Raw genomic sequence first — 16,828 nt, forward strand, 5'->3', positions numbered from 1 at the left:
GCCGGGGGTCCGGGGGTCGCCCCCCGGGACAGCACAGCATGATCCTGTCCGCCTCACCCGGCTTCCGGGTGCGCAGCACGATGCCGTCGTCGCGGAAGAGACTCACAGCCCACCCCCGCTTCCCGCCGGCCGGGGGTCCGGGGGTCGCCCCCCGGGACAGCACAGCATGATCCTGTCCGCCTCACCCGGCTTCCGGGTGCGCAGCACGATGCCGTCGTCGCGGAACAGACTCATGGCACCCATTCTCGCCCATGCGGGGAGCGGCTAGAGCGTCTCTCCCCGACTGCGGGCGTTGGCGTGCGCGGTCGCCGCGCTCAGCCGCTCGGCGGAGGTGGCCGGCCGTACGGCCTCGGGCTCGGCGTCCCACTCCCGCCCCCCGCCGTAGGGTCTCAACTGAACGTAGGGACCCTCATGCCCCATGACGATCCCGACCCGCCCGGTACGGGTGTCCACGACATGGCTGCCGACGGGGTGCTTCACCGGGGCATCGCCTCCCCCGCGAGCGCTTCGGCCCTTCCCGGAGCCGACCGCAATTCCTTCAAGGTCTCGTCTCCTCCGCCTCTCGGGTTCCAGCCATCCCGCTCCCCGCTCTTTCCGAGTTTCACTCTTCGTACATCGGACGTGACGCTCCGCCTCTACACTCGGCAGGTGTCTGCGTCCTGCAAGTGCGGGGCAGCACACGGGGTTTGGGTGCCCGCCGACGGGGCGCCGGTGACCGAACCCCGCCGCGCGGGCGCCGCTGCCGAGGCAGAAACGAGCTTGTCCGGCCCCGACAGCGCGTGCACAGCGCCTGTCAGGGCCGGACAATGATCAGCACGGGCCGTCACCGGGGCGGCAACCCCGGGGACGGGCGGCCCTGGCGGAGACCCCGGCCCGATTACGGCGGGCCGGGGGATCCACTTCAGGCCGCGAGGAACGTCAGTCCTTGTCGTCGTGGTCGCCGCCGTGGTCGTCGCCGTGGTCGCGCTTGTGGACCACCCGGAAGCTGGCCAGGCAGGGCGTCATGGGGGTGGGCACGCAGTTGCCGTCCCCCGGGTTCTGGGCGATCACGTTGTAGCTGGTGTCGTCGGGCCCGACGTGTGCGATGGGAGCCCCGTTGTCGCACACGTCCCCGCTGAACACGTCGACGTCCCGGTGGCTGTCGTTGAAGATGTTCATGCCGGTGGCGGGGAACCGGAGGACCACGGCGACGCACTCACCCGGGTGGCTGGAGTAGCTCCGCTCGTTGATCTGGATCCGACCCTCCTCGTGGTGCTCGCGGTGCTCGCGGCGCTCACCCTGGCGAGGCTGGGTGATGCCCCCCACCACAGCGACGCCCTCGTTGCCCTTGCTGGCGCTCCCGGGGTCGGTGACGACGGGAGCCGTACCGGTGCCGCCGGCGATGACGCTGGGCGCCCGGGTGGCGCCCGAGGGGGACGCCGAGGCGTAGGTGATGCCGCTTGCGACCAGGGCCGCGGCGGCGGCGATCCCCGCGGTGACAGCGGTGGAGCGGTGGATCTTGAGCATGAAGCTTCTCCTTCTTGCGTCTGGCGAGAGACAGCCGAATCAGTCGGCGTGTGATGAACGTACTAACCACCTGAATACCTGTCATATCGGGCAACTCGGCAGACCCGTTCCCTTGGGCCGAACGAGGGACCCCAAGCGCCTGACGGGCCGTCGGAGGTGACATCAACAGCCGCTACATAGAAGTCAGTTGACATCCAGTTAGTCTTTCAAGGTGATAATCTGATCTATCGTCACCCTCTGAGCTGAGCGACCGTCAGAGCCGGGCTCCCGTCCACCGCTTTCGAGCCGATCATTGGCACGACCTCTGACGGCTCCGCCATTCGCGTGCGGCCCCTTGACCACCCCCACCGGCTTTCCTAAGGTCGCGCTGACCGACCGGACGTAGGACGTCGTACCTCCCCCCTCCCCCACCCACTCAGCAGGAGGACCCGTGCGCGACGACGTGACGATCCCCGACGTACCGGCGCCGCGACGCCGGTCCTTCCTGACGGGTGCCGCGGCGCTGGGCGTGGGCGCCGCGCTGGCGGGCTGTTCCGCCGGCCCCGAGTCCACCAACGACACCGGGAGCGGGGGCAGCGGCAAGGACCGGACGCTGACCGCCGTGATCGGGTACGGCAACGACGGCAGCTGGGACCCCACACAGACGGCGTCGGCGTTCAGCATGGCCGCCAACAACCACATCTACGAGGGGCTGCTGGACACCGACCCGATCACCCGGGTCCCCTATCCGGCGCTGGCCACCGCCGTCCCGAAGGACGCGCACGCCACCACCTGGCGGTTCACCCTCCGCAGCGGCGCGACCTTCCACGACGGCAGGCCCGTCACCGCCGACGACGTGGTCTTCGTCTTCGACCGGATCCTCGACCCGAAGACCCAGACCCTCGCCAAGGGCTTCTTCGAGAGCTGGCTGAAGGAGGCCAGGAAGGTCGACGCGCACACCGTCGAGCTGGTGCTGAAGTTCCCCTTCCCGGACGGGCTCGCCCGCCTCACCCTGGCCAAGGTCATGCCGAAGCACGTGTTCTCCAGGGCCGGCGCCTGGGACGACGCCATCAAGGGGCTGGCGGTGGGCTCCGGACCGTACCGGCAGACCGCGCACCACCCGAAGTCCAACACCACCTTCGAGGCGTTCGCCGCCTACAACGGTCCGCGCAAGCCCGCCTTCAAGCGGATGAACTGGCTGACCATCGTGGACGCCGCTCCGCGCGTCGCGAAGATCTCCGGAACCGACGCCGGCGCGCAGATCGCCGACAACATCCCCTACGCCAACATCCCGCGCCTGGAGCAGGGCGGCATGAAGGTCGCCGGCGGTGCCGGGATGAACAACCTGTTCCTGATGTTCAACACCCGGCACAAGCCGTTCGACGACGTGCGGGTGCGGCAGGCCCTGCACTACGCCATCGACACCGAGAAGATGGTGCAGGTCGCCCTGAAGGGACACGGCCGGCCCGCGTCCTCCTTCCTGAACGAGGGCAATCCGAGCTACCGGCGCGCCAGGACCGTCTACGGCTACGACCCCGAGAAGGCGAAGGCCCTGCTGAAGGCGGCGGGCGTCCGGGATCTGAGGATCGAGATCCTCGCGGTGAACGTGAGCTGGATCGTCGACTGCCTGCCGACCATCAAGTCCTCCTGGGACGCGGTCGGCGTGCGGACGACCCTCGCGCCGCAGGAGACCACGGCCGTGTTCACCAAGATGGACCAGAAGCAGGACTACCAGGTCGTCGCCGCGGCCTCGAACCCCAACCAGTTCGGGCTCGACGCCGACCTGATCATGCATTACAACTACGGGCCGCAGAACCTGTGGATGAGGTACACCCGCTGGGCCGACGACCCGGTCGCCAAGCAGCTCTTCAAGGACATGGACCGGGCCACCCGGGAGCCGGATCCCGCGCGGAAGACGGCGATGGTCCAGGACTACATCGACGTCGTCGCCGAGCAGGCCGTGCTGTATCCGGTCGTCCACAACGAGCTGATGACGGCGTGGGACCCGCGCAAGCTGACCGGGATAAGGGCGCAGCCCTACCCCGGCATCAACCTCCTCCGGGCCACGTGGGCCTGACGGCATGACGGCCGTCGTACGGATCCTGCTGCGCCGCGTCGCGCTGCTGGTGCCGCTGCTGCTCGGGATCGTGCTGTTCGTGTTCCTGGTGATGCGGTTCTCGGACGTCGACCCCGCGTCCGCGTTCTTCCAGGGGGCGAACCCGACCCCGCGGCAGCTGCACGACTTCCGGGCGCGCAACGGGCTGCTCGATCCGCTGCCCGTGCGGTACGCCCACTTCGTCGGCGATCTCCTCCACGGCGACCTCGGCACCAGCGCCCTGACCCGGGCACCGGTCGTCGACCAGGTCACCACGGCCCTGCCGCTCACCCTGCAGCTGACCTTCCTCGGGCTGCTGATCGCGGTCGTCCTCGCGCTGGCCGGCGGGGTCACGGCGGCCGTCTACCGGGACCGGCTGCCGGACCAGGTCATCCGGGTGGTGTCGCTGGTCGGGGTCGCAGCACCCGGGTTCTGGCTGGCGCTGCTGATGATCCAGTACCTGGCGGTGGACCGGGGCTGGTTCCCGACCGGCGGATACATCAACCCGGCCGACTCCGTCTCCGGCTGGCTGAAGACCATGGCACTGCCCGCCTTCGCCCTGTCCCTGCCGGTGGCCGCCCAGCTCACCCGGATCGTGCGGACCTCGGTGGTGGAGGAGCTGGACAAGGACTACGTACGGACCGCGATCGGCAGCGGGCTGCCGCCCCGGGTGGTGGTCGGGCGCAACGTGCTCCGCAACGCCCTGGTCAACCCGCTGACCGTGCTCGGGCTGCGGGTCGGCTATCTGCTGGGCGGTGCCGTCGTCATCGAGACGATCTTCTCGCTGCCGGGCATGGGCAAGCTGATGATCGACGCCGTGCAGAACGGCGATCCGGCCGTCGTGCAGGGCGTGGTCCTCACCACCGCCACCGGGTTCGTCGTCGTGAACCTCGTCATCGACATCCTGTACCTGCTGGTCAACCCACGTCTGAGGGCGGCCTGATGATCACGCGCGCGTCGCTCGCCGAGCACCTCTCACGGCCCGGGGTCCGGCTGCGCGGCCTGCGCCGGCTGCCGCTGCCGTCGAAGGTCGCCGTCTGCTTCCTGACCGTGGTGGTGCTGGTCGCCGTACTCGCCCCGCTGCTCGCCCCGGACGACCCGCTGGACCAGCAGGACCCGGTCGGCGGCACCGGGCATCCGTCGGCCGCGCACTGGATGGGGCAGGACAGCCTGGGCCGGGACATCCTCAGCCGCCTCATGTACGGCGCCCGCTGGTCCCTGGCGATCGGGCTCGGCGCGACCGGGCTCGCCCTGGTCGTCGGCGCGCTGCTCGGAGCGCTCGCCGCCACCTCCCGCAAGGCCGTGGACGAGACGCTGATGCGCTGCCTGGACGTGGTGATGGCGTTCCCGGGGATCGCGCTCGCGGCGGTGCTGGTGGCCGTGTTCGGCGGCGGGATCGGGGTGCTGATCTGCGCGATCGCGTTCCTGTTCACACCACCGGTGGCGCGCGTGGTGCGGGCGAACGTCCTCGACCAGTACGGGGAGGACTACGTCACGGCGGAACGGGTCATCGGCGCCCGTACGCCGCACATCGTGCTGCGGCACGTGGCCGTCAACTGTGCCGCCCCGGTGCTGGTGTTCTGCACGGTGCAGGTCGCCGAGGCGGTCGTGTTCGAGGCGTCGCTGTCCTTCATCGGCGCGGGCGTGCGGCCCCCGGACCCGTCCTGGGGCAGTGTCATCGCCGACGGCAAGAACATGGTGCTGACCGGGGGCTGGTGGGCGACCGTCTTCCCCGGGCTGCTGATCCTGCTCACCGTCCTGTCGCTGAACATCCTCTCGGAGGGCGTCTCGGACGCCTGGGCGGCACCGGCCGCGCGGGAGGTCGAGGCGCCCCGGGACCGGCTGCAGACGCCGGAGACCGGCACCGGTGAGGTGCTGCGCCTGCCCGGTCTGGCCGAGGCGGCCCGGCGGCTGCGCTCCCGGGCCCGGCCGTTGCCCGGCCGCGGCGGGCAGCCGGTGCTCGCGGTCGAGAACCTCGCCATCGGCTTCCCCGGCCGGCACCGGGGCGCGGACGTCGTGGACGGGGTCGGCTTCGAGGTGTACGCCGGGGAGGTGCTGGGGCTGGTGGGCGAGTCGGGGTGCGGGAAGTCGCTGACCGCGCTCGCGGTGATGGGCCTGCAGCCGAAGGGGGCCCGGGTCCGCGGCCAGGTCCGCTTCCGGCAGCGGGACCTGCTCGCCGAGCCGATGCGGGCCCGGCGGCGGCTGCTCGGGCACGAGATGGCGATGGTCTACCAGGACGCCCTGTCCTCGCTGAACCCGGCGATGACGATCCGCGCCCAGCTGAAGCAGCTGGTCCGGCGCGGCGGCCGGCGCGGTCCGCGGGAGCTGCTGGAGCTGGTCGGGCTGGACCCCGAGCGCACGCTGCGCAGCTACCCGCACGAGCTGTCCGGCGGTCAGCGGCAGCGGGTGCTGATCGCCATGGCCCTGTCCCGCGACCCGAAGCTGATCGTCGCCGACGAGCCGACGACCGCCCTGGACGTCACCGTGCAGGCCCAGGTCATGCAGCTGCTGCTGCGGCTGCGCGAGGAGCTGGGCTTCGCGCTGGTCCTGGTCTCGCACGACCTGGCGCTCGTCGCCGACGTCACCGACCGGGTGGCGGTGATGTACGGCGGGCGGATCGTGGAGACCGGGGTGACCGCCGACCTGGTGGCCGCACCGGCCCACCACTACACGCGCGGCCTGCTCGGCAGCGTGCTGTCGCTGGAGTCGGCCGAGGCGCGGATGACGCAGATCAAGGGGGTCGTACCGGCCCCGGCCGACTTCCCGGCGGGCTGCCGGTTCGCCGACCGCTGCCCGCTGGCCACCGAGGTCTGCCACACCACCGCGCCCGTCCTCGCGGGCACGGCCACGCACACCGCCGCCTGCCACCACCCGGCGGTCCATCCGACCGCGGAGAGCGAGGAGGCCCTGCAGTGACCGCTGTCGTCGAGGTACGGGACGCCCATGTGGTCCACCGGGCACGCAGCGGCGGCCTGTTTCGCCGGGACCGGGTGTACGCCCTGACCGGCGCCGGTCTCAGCGTGGCGCCCGGTGAGACGGTGGGGGTGGTCGGTGAGTCGGGGTGCGGGAAGTCGACGCTGGCGAAGGTGCTGGTGGGCGTCGAGCGGCCGACGTCCGGGACGGTGTCGTACGCGGGCCGGGACCTGTGGGCGATGCCGGGGGCGGAGCGCCGGGCCGCGGTGGGCGCCGGCACCGGGATGGTCTTCCAGGACCCGTCGACGGCGCTGAACCGGCGGCTGACCGTACGGCGGATCCTGCGCGACCCGCTGGACGTGCACCAGCGCGGGACGAGGGCAGAACGGGAGGAGCGGGTAAGGGAGTTGATGGGCCTGGTGGGGCTGCCCCGGGCCCTGGCGGACGCCCTGCCGGGGCAGCTGTCGGGCGGCCAGCGGCAGCGGGTCGCCATCGCCCGCGCGCTCGCCCTGGACCCGGCCCTGGTCGTCGCCGACGAGCCGACCAGCGCCCTGGACGTGTCGGTGCGCGCGCAGATCCTCAACCTCCTGCTGGATCTGAGGGAACGGCTCGGTCTCGCCCTGGTGTTCGTCTCGCACGACATCCAGACGGTACGGCGGATGAGCGACCGGGTGATCACCATGTACCTGGGCAGGATCGTGGAGGAGACCCCGGCCGACCGGGTCACCGACGCGGCCCGGCACCCGTACACCCGCGCCCTGTTCTCGGCCACGCCCGGGCTGCTGGACCCCATCGACCCGATCCCGCTGACCGGGCCGGTGCCCTCGGCGACCCGTCCGCCGAGCGGCTGCCCGTTCCGCACCCGCTGCTGGAAGGCGGATCACCTGTGTGCCGAGGCGATGCCGGAGTTCTCGGCCGCGTCGCAGCCGGGACACCGCTACCGCTGTCACCATCCTGTGGAGGAGGACCAGCCGACCCGTGACCTCGCACGCCAGGAGCCGTGAATGACCTTCCCCGCCCCGCTCACCGGTGTCGTCCCGCCCGTCTGCACGCCGCTCACGCCGGAGCGCGAGGTGGACGTGCCCTCGCTGCTCCGGCTGGTCGACCATCTGGTGGGGGGCGGGGTGCACGCCCTGTTCCTGCTCGGGTCGACCTCGGAGGCGGCGTTCCTGACCGACCGGCAGCGGCGGCAGGTGGTGGAGGCCGTGGTCGCCCATGCCGGCGGGCAGCTGCCCGTCCTCGCCGGGGCCATCGACATGACCACCCCGCGGGTCCTGGACCAGGTCGCCGCGGTCACCGCCGCCGGTGCGCAGGCCGTCGTCGTCACCGCGCCCTTCTACGCCCGCACCCACCGTTCGGAGATCGTCCACCACTACCGCCGGATCGCGGCCGCGAGCCCGGTCCCGGTCATCGCCTACGACATCCCCGTGGCCGTGCACAGCAAGCTCCCCGCCGACTTGCTGCTGGGGCTGGCCGCCGACGGGGTGCTGGCGGGCTTGAAGGACTCCAGCGGGGATCTGGGCGCCTTCCGGGAGGTGGTGGTGGGGGCCCGGGCGCACGCCGGGTTCAGCGTGCTGACCGGCTCCGAGCTGATCGTGGACTCGGCCCTCGCGCTGGGCGCCGACGGCGCGGTGCCGGGCCTCGCCAACGTCGACCCGCACGGCTACGTCCGCCTGTACCGGCTGTGCCGGGCGGGCGACTGGGAGGGCGCCCGGGCCGAGCAGGAGCGGCTGTACGCGCTGTTCGGGATGGTGGGGGCCGGCGACCCGGCCCGGATGGGCGGGAGCTCCTCGGCGCTGGGCGCGTTCAAGGCGGCACTGCATCTGCGCGGGGTCATCGACTGCGCGGTGACGGCCGAACCGCAGGTGCCGTTGTCGGGCGAGGAGGTCGAGAAGGTCGGCAAGTTCCTCGCGGCGGCGGGGCTCCTCTAGGTCCTGTCGGCAAACTCCCGTCGTTCGCCCGGAGGGCGGGCTCTGCGGCGTCAGGTGCGTGCTCTCGGCGTGCCGGGCCTCGTCCCTCGTACTGGATGTACTTGGGTCGGGGCCCGGTGCGGCGAGAGTGCGTGCATGGCGTCGCGGAGCAGGCGGGAGTTTGACGACAGGGCCTAGGACGGCCGCAGCCGGGGCAGCCGCACGCGGCGGAACTCGATTCCGGCGGAGGCGCCGGTCTCGTAGAGGACGCCGACCGTGGTGGGGGCGAGCTGGACCAGGTCGGAGTAGGCGGCCGGCCGGTCCGAGAGGGTGAGCAGCTTGCCGAAGGTGCGGCCGGCGTCCGTGCTGGACCAGAGCGCCATGGCCCGGCGGGCCGTGGGGACGGAGGGGGCGGAGAGCAGCAGGGGGGCGTGCGGGCCCTGGAGCTGGAGGAGGGCGGCCTGCACCATGGGGACGGCGTTCAGGGTGGGCTGGACGGTGTAGGGGCGGGCCAGGGTCAGGCCGCCGTCGTCGGAGTAGCTGCCGAGGCGGTTGCCCGGGGTGCTGCCGCCCTGGTCGCGTGCGCTGAAGTACAGGCGCCCGTCGGGTAGTTGGGCCGCGCTGGTCTCGTTGGTGTTGGTGCGGCCGTCGTAGGTGGCGTCCTCGGAGCCGAGGTGCCAGGTGTGGCCCCCGTCGTCGCTGTAGAGGGCGTGGCCGCCGTAGTACCGGGGCTCCCGGCCGGTGTCGTGGGAGCCCGCGGGCGGGGCCGCGGAGTGGTCGGCGGGGACGAGCAGGCGGCCGGAATGCGGGCCCCGGGTGAGGGCCACCGCGTGGCCGGGGCCGGTCGCGTACCAGCGCCAGCCGGGCCGTTTCACCTGGGCCGTGATCTCCCTGGGGCGCGAGAAGTGCCGGCCGTCGTCCCCGCTGCGCTGCACGTACACCCGGCGGCCCCGGCTCTCCGGGACCTCGCCGCGCATGATCTGCGCCTCCGTCGCCGTCCCGCTGTTGCCGCAGGTCACGACGATGACGGCGCCCGTGCTCGGGTCGACCACGGGCGCCGGGTTGCCCCGGGTGTCGCCGTGCCCGGCGGCCACCACCGTCAGCGGGCCCCAGGTGCAGCCGTCGTCGGTGGAGCGGCGCAGCACCACGTCGATGTCACCGGTGTCGCCCGCGCCGTCGCGCCGGCCCTCGGCGAAGGCCAGGACGGTGCCCGCCCTGGTGCGCACCACGGCGGGGATGCGGTACGCGGCGTAGCCGCCCTTCCCGGACACGTACGGCACCGAGGAGACGCATCCGGGGCCGGCCTGGACGAGGCCGGCCTGGGCGGGTCCGGCGTGGGCGGCGGGCGGGCGGGGGGTGAAGGAGGCGAGGAGGGCGAGGCCGGTGAGCAGGGCGCGGTTCAGCGGGGTCACGCTGTGATGCTGCCCCGATCCGGTGGCCCGCCGTTACTCCGTCGGGGTCGTCACGACGGCGTGCGGGCGGCGGCCAGCAGCCGGGTCACGTCGGCCGAGCAGATCGTCAGGGCGGCGCCGACCGTAGTGAGGGCGTCGCGTTCGGCGGGGGTGTAGGGGCCGTCGGCGAGGGCGATGCGGGCCGCCTGCAGGAGCAGGGACTCGCGGCCGGCCCGGGCGAGGTGCGGGGCGAGCGGGTCCAGGGCCTCGTGCAGCTCTATCGTCAGGCTGGTGCCGCACGGCTGCTCGCAGACCCGTCCGGTGTCGGCGGCGAGGGCCTCGACCAGGGCGGCCAGCTGGTCCTCGGTGCAGTCGTCGAAGCCGGCCGCGCGGACCGTGGTGGCGGCCGTCTCCAGCACCGTACGGGAGGAGGTGCCGCCCGCGGCGAGCACGGCCAGGGCGACGGTGTGCACGGCGTCGCGGAGCATCCCCGAGAAGCGGCGCGTGGTGGGGTGGTCGAGGACGTCGGTGCCGAAGTGCTGGCGGCAGGCGGCGCACTCCACGACCGGTCCGGTGGCGCCGCGGGGCAGCAGCGGCAGCCCGAGCAGGGTGAGGCGGCGGCGGCCGGTGAGCCGCTGGTAGTTGCGGTCGCCTCCGCAGCCGGGGCAGAAGAACTCGCCGTCTCCCACGGGTGTCCATGCGGTGCGGGTGCCCAGGATGCGCACAGCCCTGGTGGCACGGTCGTCTCGTCCCCGTACTGGCAGCACGTCGCACCTCCGTAACCGCGCGGCAACATCGCCGTGCTGGCGTGATGTTAGCCACATCCCGGAGCTGAGTCAGTACCTCGTACGAGACCTTTCCGTGACCTGAGGGTCGCGATGGCCGAGAAACGACGGCGCCCCGGCCGCCGTTCCCGGCGGCCGGGGCGTCGAAACCCCCGGTCGGAGGGGGTCAGCGGGACGCGCGGTTGACGGCGGAGACGACCGCCTTCAGCGACGCACGCGTCGTGTTCGCGTCGATGCCGATGCCCCACAGGACCTTGTCGTCGATCGCGCATTCGATGTAGGAGGCGGCCTGCGCGGAGGCACCCTCGCTCATCGTGTGCTCCTGGTAGTCCAGCAGGCGTACGTCCAGGCCGATGGACTGCAGGGCGTCGAAGAAGGCCGAGATCGGACCGTTGCCGGAGCCGGTCAGGACGGTGTCCTCGCCGTCGACGGTGGCCTCGACGGTGAGGGTGTCCACGCCGTCGGTGTCCGTCGTCGACTGGCCGGTCCTGACCTGGACGCGGCCCCACGGGTTCTCCGGGTTCGGCAGGTACTCGTCCTGGAAGACCGCCCAGATGTCCTTCGGCGTGATCTCGCCGCCCTCGGCGTCCGTCTTCGCCTGGATGAGCTTGGAGAACTCGATCTGCATCCGGCGCGGCAGGTCCAGCTTGTGGTCGTTCTTCAGGACGTAGGAGATACCGCCCTTGCCGGACTGCGAGTTGACGCGGATGACGGCCTCGTAGGAGCGGCCGACGTCCTTGGGGTCGATCGGCAGGTACGGCACCGCCCACTCGATGTCGTCGACGGTGACGCCCTTGGCCCTGGCGTCGGCCTCCATGGCGTCGAAGCCCTTCTTGATGGCGTCCTGGTGGGAGCCGGAGAAGGACGTGTAGACCAGGTCGCCCACGTACGGGTGGCGCGGGTGGACCTCCATCTGGTTGCAGTACTCCCACACGCGACGGATCTCGTCGATGTCGGAGAAGTCGATCTGCGGGTCGACGCCCTGCGAGAACAGGTTCATGCCCAGGGTGACCAGGTCGACGTTGCCGGTGCGCTCGCCCTGCCCGAACAGACAGCCCTCGACGCGGTCGGCGCCGGCCATCACCGCCAGCTCGGCCGCGGCGACGGCCGTGCCGCGGTCGTTGTGCGGGTGGACGGACAGGCAGACGTACTCGCGGCGGGAGAGGTTGCGGTGCATCCACTCGAAGCGGTCCGCGTGCGTGGAGGGGGTGGAACGCTCCACGGTGGCGGGCAGGTTGAGGATGATCTCGCGGCCCGGGCCCGGCTGGTAGACGTCCATGACGGCCTCGCAGACCTCCAGCGCGAAGTCCAGCTCGGTGTCGGTGAAGATCTCCGGGCTGTACTGGTAGCCGAACTCGGTCTCGGGGCCCAGCAGCTTCTCGGCGTACTCCATCACCAGGCGGGTGCCGTCGACGGCGATCTGCTTGATGTCGTCCTTGGAGCCGCGGAAGACGACCCGGCGGAAGACCGGGGCGGTGGCGTTGTACAGGTGGACGGTGGCCCGGCGGGCGCCCTTCAGGGACTCCACGGTCCGCTCGATCAGGTCCTCGCGGGCCTGGGTCAGGACGGAGATCGTCACGTCCTCGGGGATCGCGCCCTCTTCCTCGATGATGGAGCGCACGAAGTCGAAGTCGGTCTGACCGGAGGCGGGGAAGCCGACCTCGATCTCCTTGTAGCCCATCTTCACCAGCTGGTCGAACATCCGGCGCTTGCGCTCGGGCGACATCGGGTCGATCAGGGCCTGGTTGCCGTCGCGCAGGTCGGTGGAGAGCCAGCGGGGCGCCGCGGTGGTCCGCTTCTCCGGCCAGGTGCGGTCCGGGATGTCCACCTGCTCGTAGCGGCCGTACTTGTGGGTCGGCATGGGGCTGGGCTGCTGGCGGTTCGCCATGATGCGGGGGCTCCTTGAGGGTGTCCGGATGTCCGACTGGACGGCCGACGACGCAACGCCAAGCTCCGCGGGGAGGGAGTCGGCCTCGACTACAGGCCCTCGCCGCGGCAGCTAAGAAGAAGCAGCCCGAAACTCATGATGCTTCGCAGCCTAGCCGAGCCGCCTTGGACGCGGGGACGCGTTCCAGTATGCGGGACCGCCCGAATAAAAGGGACAAAAAGTGCGCTGCCCCACATTGCCACCACCCGACACTTCATCGCCGTAGCACATCGTCACGGAGCGTCGCGGCCGCTGTCCCGGTATTTCACCAATCATGGTGGCAGGTAGTGACACCGAGGTCACGCAGTGCAAGGGTGCCGGGCATGACGACCAACGGGGGCTTCGAGCCCGTCTTCTGCACGATCGTGCCGCCGCACGTCCTCGACCGGCTCGCCCGCAACGAGGACCCCGCGCTCTCCACCCCGGCCCGCCGGTCCCTGGAGCACGACGCGTTCCAGCGCACCAAGCGCCGCCTGACCACGGTGATCGGCGCACCCGCCGTCGCCCTCCCCGCCGGCGCCGGCACCGACCAGCCGCACCGCACCGTCTACGACGCCCGCCACACCCAGGACCTGCCCGGCACGAAGGTCCGCGAGGAGGGCTCCGACCCGGGCTCCGACGCCACCGTCAACCGCGCCTACGCGGGCCTCGGCGCCACCTTCGAGCTGTATCTGAAGGCGTACGGCCGGCACTCCATCGACGGCGACGGGCTGCCGCTGGACGCCACCGTGCACTTCGGGGAGTCGTACGACAACGCCTTCTGGAACGGCGAGCAGATGGTGTTCGGCGACGGCGACAACGAGATCTTCCTCGACTTCACCATCCCGGTCGACGTCATCGGCCACGAGCTGACCCACGGCGTCACCCAGCACACCGCCAACCTGGCCTACTTCGGCCAGTCCGGCGCGCTCAACGAGTCGCTGTCCGACGTCTTCGGCTCGCTGATCAAGCAGTACTCGCTCGGCCAGACCGCCGCCGAGGCCGACTGGCTGATCGGCGCCGGACTGCTCGCCCCGAACGTCCACGGCACCGCGCTGCGCTCCATGAAGGCACCGGGCACCGCCTACGACGACCCGCGGCTCGGCAAGGACCCGCAGCCGGCGACGATGGAGCACTTCGTCCGCACCGGCCGCGACAACGGCGGTGTGCACATCAACTCCGGCATCCCCAACCACGCCTTCTACCTGGTCGCCAACGCCCTCGGCGGGTACGCCTGGGAGAAGGCCGGGCAGGTCTGGTACGACGTGCTGACCGGCGGCGAGCTGAAGGAGGACGCGCTGTTCGCCGAGTTCGCCACGCTGACGGTGAAGGCGGCCCGGGAGCGGTACGGCGCCGGGGACGAGCTGCAGGCCGTGCAGAAGGCGTGGGAGCAGGTCGGGGTGCGGACGCTGTAGTTCCGTACTAGACAGTCACCCATGCGTATTCGAGTGCGGCGCACGGGCGGTTTCGCGGGCATCGAGCGCCGGGCCGAGGTGGACACCTCGGCCCGGCCCGACGCGGCTCAGTGGCGGGCCCTGGGCGAACGCGTCCTGGCGTCCGGCCGGTCCGCCCCGCCCCCCGGCGTCCCGGACGGCTTCCGGTACGAGATCACCGTGGACGACCGCACGGTGTACGCGGCCGACCCCCGACTCACCGAGGACGAACGGGAGTTGGTCTCCCGGGTGTTGAAGGAGGGTGCCTGACGGCCGGTTTCCGCCGGGGCGTTGACTTCCGTTACCGGGGGTAAGGATGATCCGGCCATGGCGACTGACGCAGGCAATCCGATACCTCGGTTCCCGGACGGCTTCCTGTGGGGTGTCTCGACCTCCGCCCATCAGATCGAGGGGGCGGCCGACGAGCGGGAGCCGTCCGTGTGGGACGTGTTCACCGCCGAGCCGGGGCGGGTGAAGGACGGCTCGACCGCGGCGGTGGCCTGCGACCACTACCACCGCTACCCCGAGGACGTGGCCCTCCTCGCCGGCCTCGGCGTGGACGCGTACCGCTTCTCCGTCTCCTGGCCCCGCGTGAACTCCCCCGGCGGACTGGACTTCTACGACCGCCTGGTCGACGCGCTGTGCGCGGCCGGCGTACGGCCCGTGCCCACCCTCTTCCACTGGGACCTGCCCGCCTCGCTGGACTGGCTGGAGCGGGACACGGCGGCCCGGTTCGCCGAGCACGTGTCCGTGGTGGCCGAACGGCTCGGCGACCGGGTCACCAAGTGGATCACCCTCAACGAACCGGCCGAGCACACCCTGCTGGGCCACGCCCTCGGCGCCCACGCCCCCGGCAGGAAGCTGCTCTTCGACGCCCTCCCGGTCGCCCACCACCAGCTGCTCGCCCACGGCCTCGCCGTACGGGCCCTGCGCGCGGCCGGCGCCGCGGACATCGGCATCGCCAACTCCCACGGCCCCACCTGGCCCGCCTCGCGGGAACCCTCCGACACGGAGGCGGCCGGCTTCTACGACCTCCTGCTCAACCGCCTGTTCGCCGACCCGGTGCTGCTCGGCCGCTACCCGGACGGGCTGGACGCGCTGATGCCGGGGGACGCCGAGGCCGACCTGAAGGTCATCTCCGAACCGCTCGACTGGTACGGCGTCAACTACTACGCGCCGACGAAGGTGGGGGCACCGGGCGGCGGCGACGCCGAGTACGGCGGACTCAGCCTGCCCGCCGAACTCCCTTTCTCGGTCCGGGAGATCGAGGGGCGCCCGGTCACCGACTTCGGCTGGCCGGTGGTCCCGGAGGGCCTCACTGAGCTGCTGTGCGGCTTCCGGGACCGGTACGGCGACCGGCTCCCGCCGGTCGTCGTCACCGAGAACGGCTGCTCCTACGAGGGCATCGACGACCAGGAGCGCATCGCCTACCTGGACGGCCATCTGCGCGCCCTGCACACCGCGCTGGAGGCCGGCGTGGACGTGCGCGGCTATTTCGTCTGGTCCCTGCTGGACAACTTCGAGTGGGCCGAGGGGTACGCGCGCCGCTTCGGCCTGGTGCACGTGGACTTCGACACCCAGGAGCGCACCCCCAAGGCCTCCTACCACTGGTTCCGGGACGTGCTCCGGGCCCAGGGACGACCGGCACGGGGATGACCACCGTCCGGCCGGTCCACGCCGCCCTCGCCGAGCCCGTCGAACCGGTCGGCCGGGGCTGGACGGCCGCGCTGTCACTGGCCAACGGGGCCATCTGGGTGGGCTGGTTCGGGCCGCTGCAGATCCTGCTCGCCTCCCAGGCCAAGGAGTTCGCGCCCGGCTCCGGGATGGCGAAGGAGACGCTGCTGGCGTGGGTGACGGGGGCGGGCGCGGTGGTCTCGCTGCTCGCCAACCCCCTGTTCGGCGCGCTGTCGGACCGGACGACGGCCCGCCGGGGCCGCCGTACCCCATGGATCGTGGCCGGTACGGCGGGCGGGGCGCTGTCCCTGCTGTTGCTCGCGGGCGCGGGCGGGGTGTGGACGATGACGCTGGGCTGGTGCCTGGCGCAGCTCACCCTGAACGCGGCGTTCGCGGCGGTGACGGCGGCCGTGCCGGACCGGGTGCCCCGGCGTCAGCGGGGCGCGGTGGGCGGCTGGCTGGGTGCCGCGCAGATCCTGGGCGTGGTCGGCGGCACGGGTCTGGCCACGGCGGCGGGCGGGACCGGCGCCGGGTACGTGGCCTGCGCGGTGTTCACGGTGGTGGGGGTGCTGCCGTACGTGCTGCGGTTCGAGGATCTGCGGCTGGCGGCCGAGGACCGCCCCGCGTGGTCGTGGCGGGGCTTCCTGGCGGGGTTCTGGCTGAGCCCGCGCCGCCATCCCGACCTCGGCTGGGCGTGGCTGACCCGGTTCCTGATCAACCTCAGCAACTCCCTGGTCCTGCTGTACCTGCTCTACTACCTCCGCGACCGCCTCCACCACCACGACCCCGAGCAGGGCGTGCTGATCCTGACGGCGGTCAACGGCCTGACCCTGATGGCGACCGTCGTGGTGGGCGGCGTCTGGTCCGACCGGGTGGGCCGGCGCAAGCCGTTCGTCGTCTGGTCGGGGCTGCTGATGGCGGTGGCCACGGCGGCGCTGTCCGCCTGGCAGACCTGGCCGGGCGCGGTCACCGCGGCGGCGGTGCTGGGCGTCGGCTTCGGCGTGTTCACCTCCGTCGACTTCGCTCTCATGACCGACGTGCTGCCGAAGGCCCTGGACCGGGGCAAGGACCTCGGCGTGATCAACGTGGCCAACGCCCTGCCCCAGGTCGCGGCCCCCGCCCTGGCCGCGCCGATCGTCACCTACCTCGGCGGATACCGGGTGCTGTACCTGGTGGCGGCGGTGATCGGGCTGGCCGGGGCGGTGCTGGTGGGCCGGATCCGGGGGGTGGACTGAG

Annotated in this window: 14 protein-coding genes; 9 read left to right on the top strand and 5 right to left on the bottom strand. The window is 72.0% G+C overall.

The window, feature by feature from the left end; translation table 11 throughout:
- Positions 1-264: 264 nt before the first annotated feature.
- Together AB0N17_RS13280 and AB0N17_RS13285 are read right to left on the bottom strand one after the other, a co-directional pair.
- Positions 265-480 carry a hypothetical protein gene (locus AB0N17_RS13280; protein WP_366011363.1) on the bottom strand — a complete coding sequence of 72 codons (216 nt, stop codon included), beginning with the start codon at positions 478-480 and terminating at the stop codon, positions 265-267.
- A 438-nt stretch (positions 481-918) separates the two neighbouring features.
- Positions 919-1,506: a hypothetical protein gene (locus AB0N17_RS13285; RefSeq protein WP_366011364.1), complete on the bottom strand. Its 588-nt coding sequence runs from the start codon at positions 1,504-1,506 to the stop codon at positions 919-921.
- A 430-nt stretch (positions 1,507-1,936) separates the two neighbouring features.
- Between AB0N17_RS13285 and AB0N17_RS13290 the strand changes: the two genes are divergently transcribed.
- The 5 genes from AB0N17_RS13290 to AB0N17_RS13310 are packed head-to-tail and all read left to right on the top strand — an operon-like array spanning position 1,937 to position 8,424.
- Positions 1,937-3,562, top strand: coding sequence for an ABC transporter substrate-binding protein (locus AB0N17_RS13290; protein WP_366011365.1), 1,626 nt, complete (start codon positions 1,937-1,939; stop codon positions 3,560-3,562).
- A 4-nt stretch (positions 3,563-3,566) separates the two neighbouring features.
- Positions 3,567-4,523 carry an ABC transporter permease gene (locus AB0N17_RS13295; protein ID WP_366011366.1) on the top strand — a complete coding sequence of 319 codons (957 nt, stop codon included), beginning with the start codon at positions 3,567-3,569 and terminating at the stop codon, positions 4,521-4,523.
- Positions 4,523-6,496 (top strand): dipeptide/oligopeptide/nickel ABC transporter permease/ATP-binding protein, encoded by a 1,974-nt coding sequence (locus tag AB0N17_RS13300; RefSeq protein ID WP_366011367.1) that lies wholly within the window; start codon positions 4,523-4,525, stop codon positions 6,494-6,496. The genes AB0N17_RS13295 and AB0N17_RS13300 overlap by 1 nt, the downstream gene beginning before the upstream one ends.
- A complete protein-coding gene (locus tag AB0N17_RS13305; protein ID WP_366011368.1) occupies positions 6,493-7,497 on the top strand; it encodes an ABC transporter ATP-binding protein in 1,005 nt (334 codons plus the stop codon). Before AB0N17_RS13300 ends, AB0N17_RS13305 begins: the two co-directional genes overlap by 4 nt.
- Positions 7,498-8,424 (top strand): dihydrodipicolinate synthase family protein, encoded by a 927-nt coding sequence (locus AB0N17_RS13310; protein ID WP_366011370.1) that lies wholly within the window; start codon positions 7,498-7,500, stop codon positions 8,422-8,424. It begins immediately after the preceding gene.
- Between the two features lie 173 nt (positions 8,425-8,597).
- Here the strand turns inward: AB0N17_RS13310 and AB0N17_RS13315 are convergent, their stop codons facing one another.
- The 3 genes from AB0N17_RS13315 to leuA form a co-directional block, all read right to left on the bottom strand.
- Complete coding sequence (locus tag AB0N17_RS13315; RefSeq protein WP_366011371.1) at positions 8,598-9,815, bottom strand: sialidase family protein; 1,218 nt, start codon at positions 9,813-9,815, stop codon at positions 8,598-8,600.
- Positions 9,816-9,865: 50 nt separating this feature from the next.
- A complete protein-coding gene (locus AB0N17_RS13320) occupies positions 9,866-10,561 on the bottom strand; it encodes a TerB family tellurite resistance protein (protein WP_366011373.1) in 696 nt (231 codons plus the stop codon).
- 184 nt (positions 10,562-10,745) lie between these two features.
- Positions 10,746-12,467 carry a 2-isopropylmalate synthase gene (gene leuA, locus AB0N17_RS13325; RefSeq protein ID WP_366011374.1) on the bottom strand — a complete coding sequence of 574 codons (1,722 nt, stop codon included), beginning with the start codon at positions 12,465-12,467 and terminating at the stop codon, positions 10,746-10,748.
- A gap of 362 nt (positions 12,468-12,829) precedes the next feature.
- On the opposite strand from leuA, the gene AB0N17_RS13330 reads away from it, so the two are divergent.
- From AB0N17_RS13330 to AB0N17_RS13345, 4 genes are read left to right on the top strand one after another with little or no spacing between them, the layout of a single operon-like run.
- Entirely contained in the window at positions 12,830-13,900 is a 1,071-nt protein-coding gene (locus AB0N17_RS13330; RefSeq protein WP_366011375.1) for a M4 family metallopeptidase, read from the top strand.
- Positions 13,901-13,921: 21 nt separating this feature from the next.
- Positions 13,922-14,188, top strand: coding sequence for a protealysin inhibitor emfourin (locus tag AB0N17_RS13335; protein WP_366011376.1), 267 nt, complete (start codon positions 13,922-13,924; stop codon positions 14,186-14,188).
- Between the two features lie 57 nt (positions 14,189-14,245).
- The gene (locus tag AB0N17_RS13340) at positions 14,246-15,574 is read left to right on the top strand and encodes a GH1 family beta-glucosidase (protein ID WP_366011377.1); all 1,329 of its coding nucleotides are present in this window, start codon (positions 14,246-14,248) and stop codon (positions 15,572-15,574) included.
- The gene (locus tag AB0N17_RS13345; protein WP_366011378.1) at positions 15,571-16,827 is read left to right on the top strand and encodes an MFS transporter; all 1,257 of its coding nucleotides are present in this window, start codon (positions 15,571-15,573) and stop codon (positions 16,825-16,827) included. Before AB0N17_RS13340 ends, AB0N17_RS13345 begins: the two co-directional genes overlap by 4 nt.
- The last annotated feature ends 1 nt before the right edge of the window (position 16,828 follow it).

Source organism: Streptomyces sp. NPDC051133, assembly GCF_040682635.1.
GTDB lineage: Bacteria > Actinomycetota > Actinomycetes > Streptomycetales > Streptomycetaceae > Streptomyces.

Coding starts and splice junctions, on each gene's coding strand:
- AB0N17_RS13285 (WP_366011364.1), bottom strand. CDS start 1,506: ATGCTCAAGATCCACCGCTCCACCGCTGTCACCGCGGGGATCGCCGCC.
- AB0N17_RS13295 (WP_366011366.1), top strand. CDS start 3,567: ATGACGGCCGTCGTACGGATCCTGCTGCGCCGCGTCGCGCTGCTGGTG.
- AB0N17_RS13300 (WP_366011367.1), top strand. CDS start 4,523: ATGATCACGCGCGCGTCGCTCGCCGAGCACCTCTCACGGCCCGGGGTC.
- AB0N17_RS13310 (WP_366011370.1), top strand. CDS start 7,498: ATGACCTTCCCCGCCCCGCTCACCGGTGTCGTCCCGCCCGTCTGCACG.
- leuA (WP_366011374.1), bottom strand. CDS start 12,467: ATGGCGAACCGCCAGCAGCCCAGCCCCATGCCGACCCACAAGTACGGC.
- AB0N17_RS13330 (WP_366011375.1), top strand. CDS start 12,830: ATGACGACCAACGGGGGCTTCGAGCCCGTCTTCTGCACGATCGTGCCG.
- AB0N17_RS13335 (WP_366011376.1), top strand. CDS start 13,922: ATGCGTATTCGAGTGCGGCGCACGGGCGGTTTCGCGGGCATCGAGCGC.
- AB0N17_RS13340 (WP_366011377.1), top strand. CDS start 14,246: ATGGCGACTGACGCAGGCAATCCGATACCTCGGTTCCCGGACGGCTTC.
- AB0N17_RS13345 (WP_366011378.1), top strand. CDS start 15,571: ATGACCACCGTCCGGCCGGTCCACGCCGCCCTCGCCGAGCCCGTCGAA.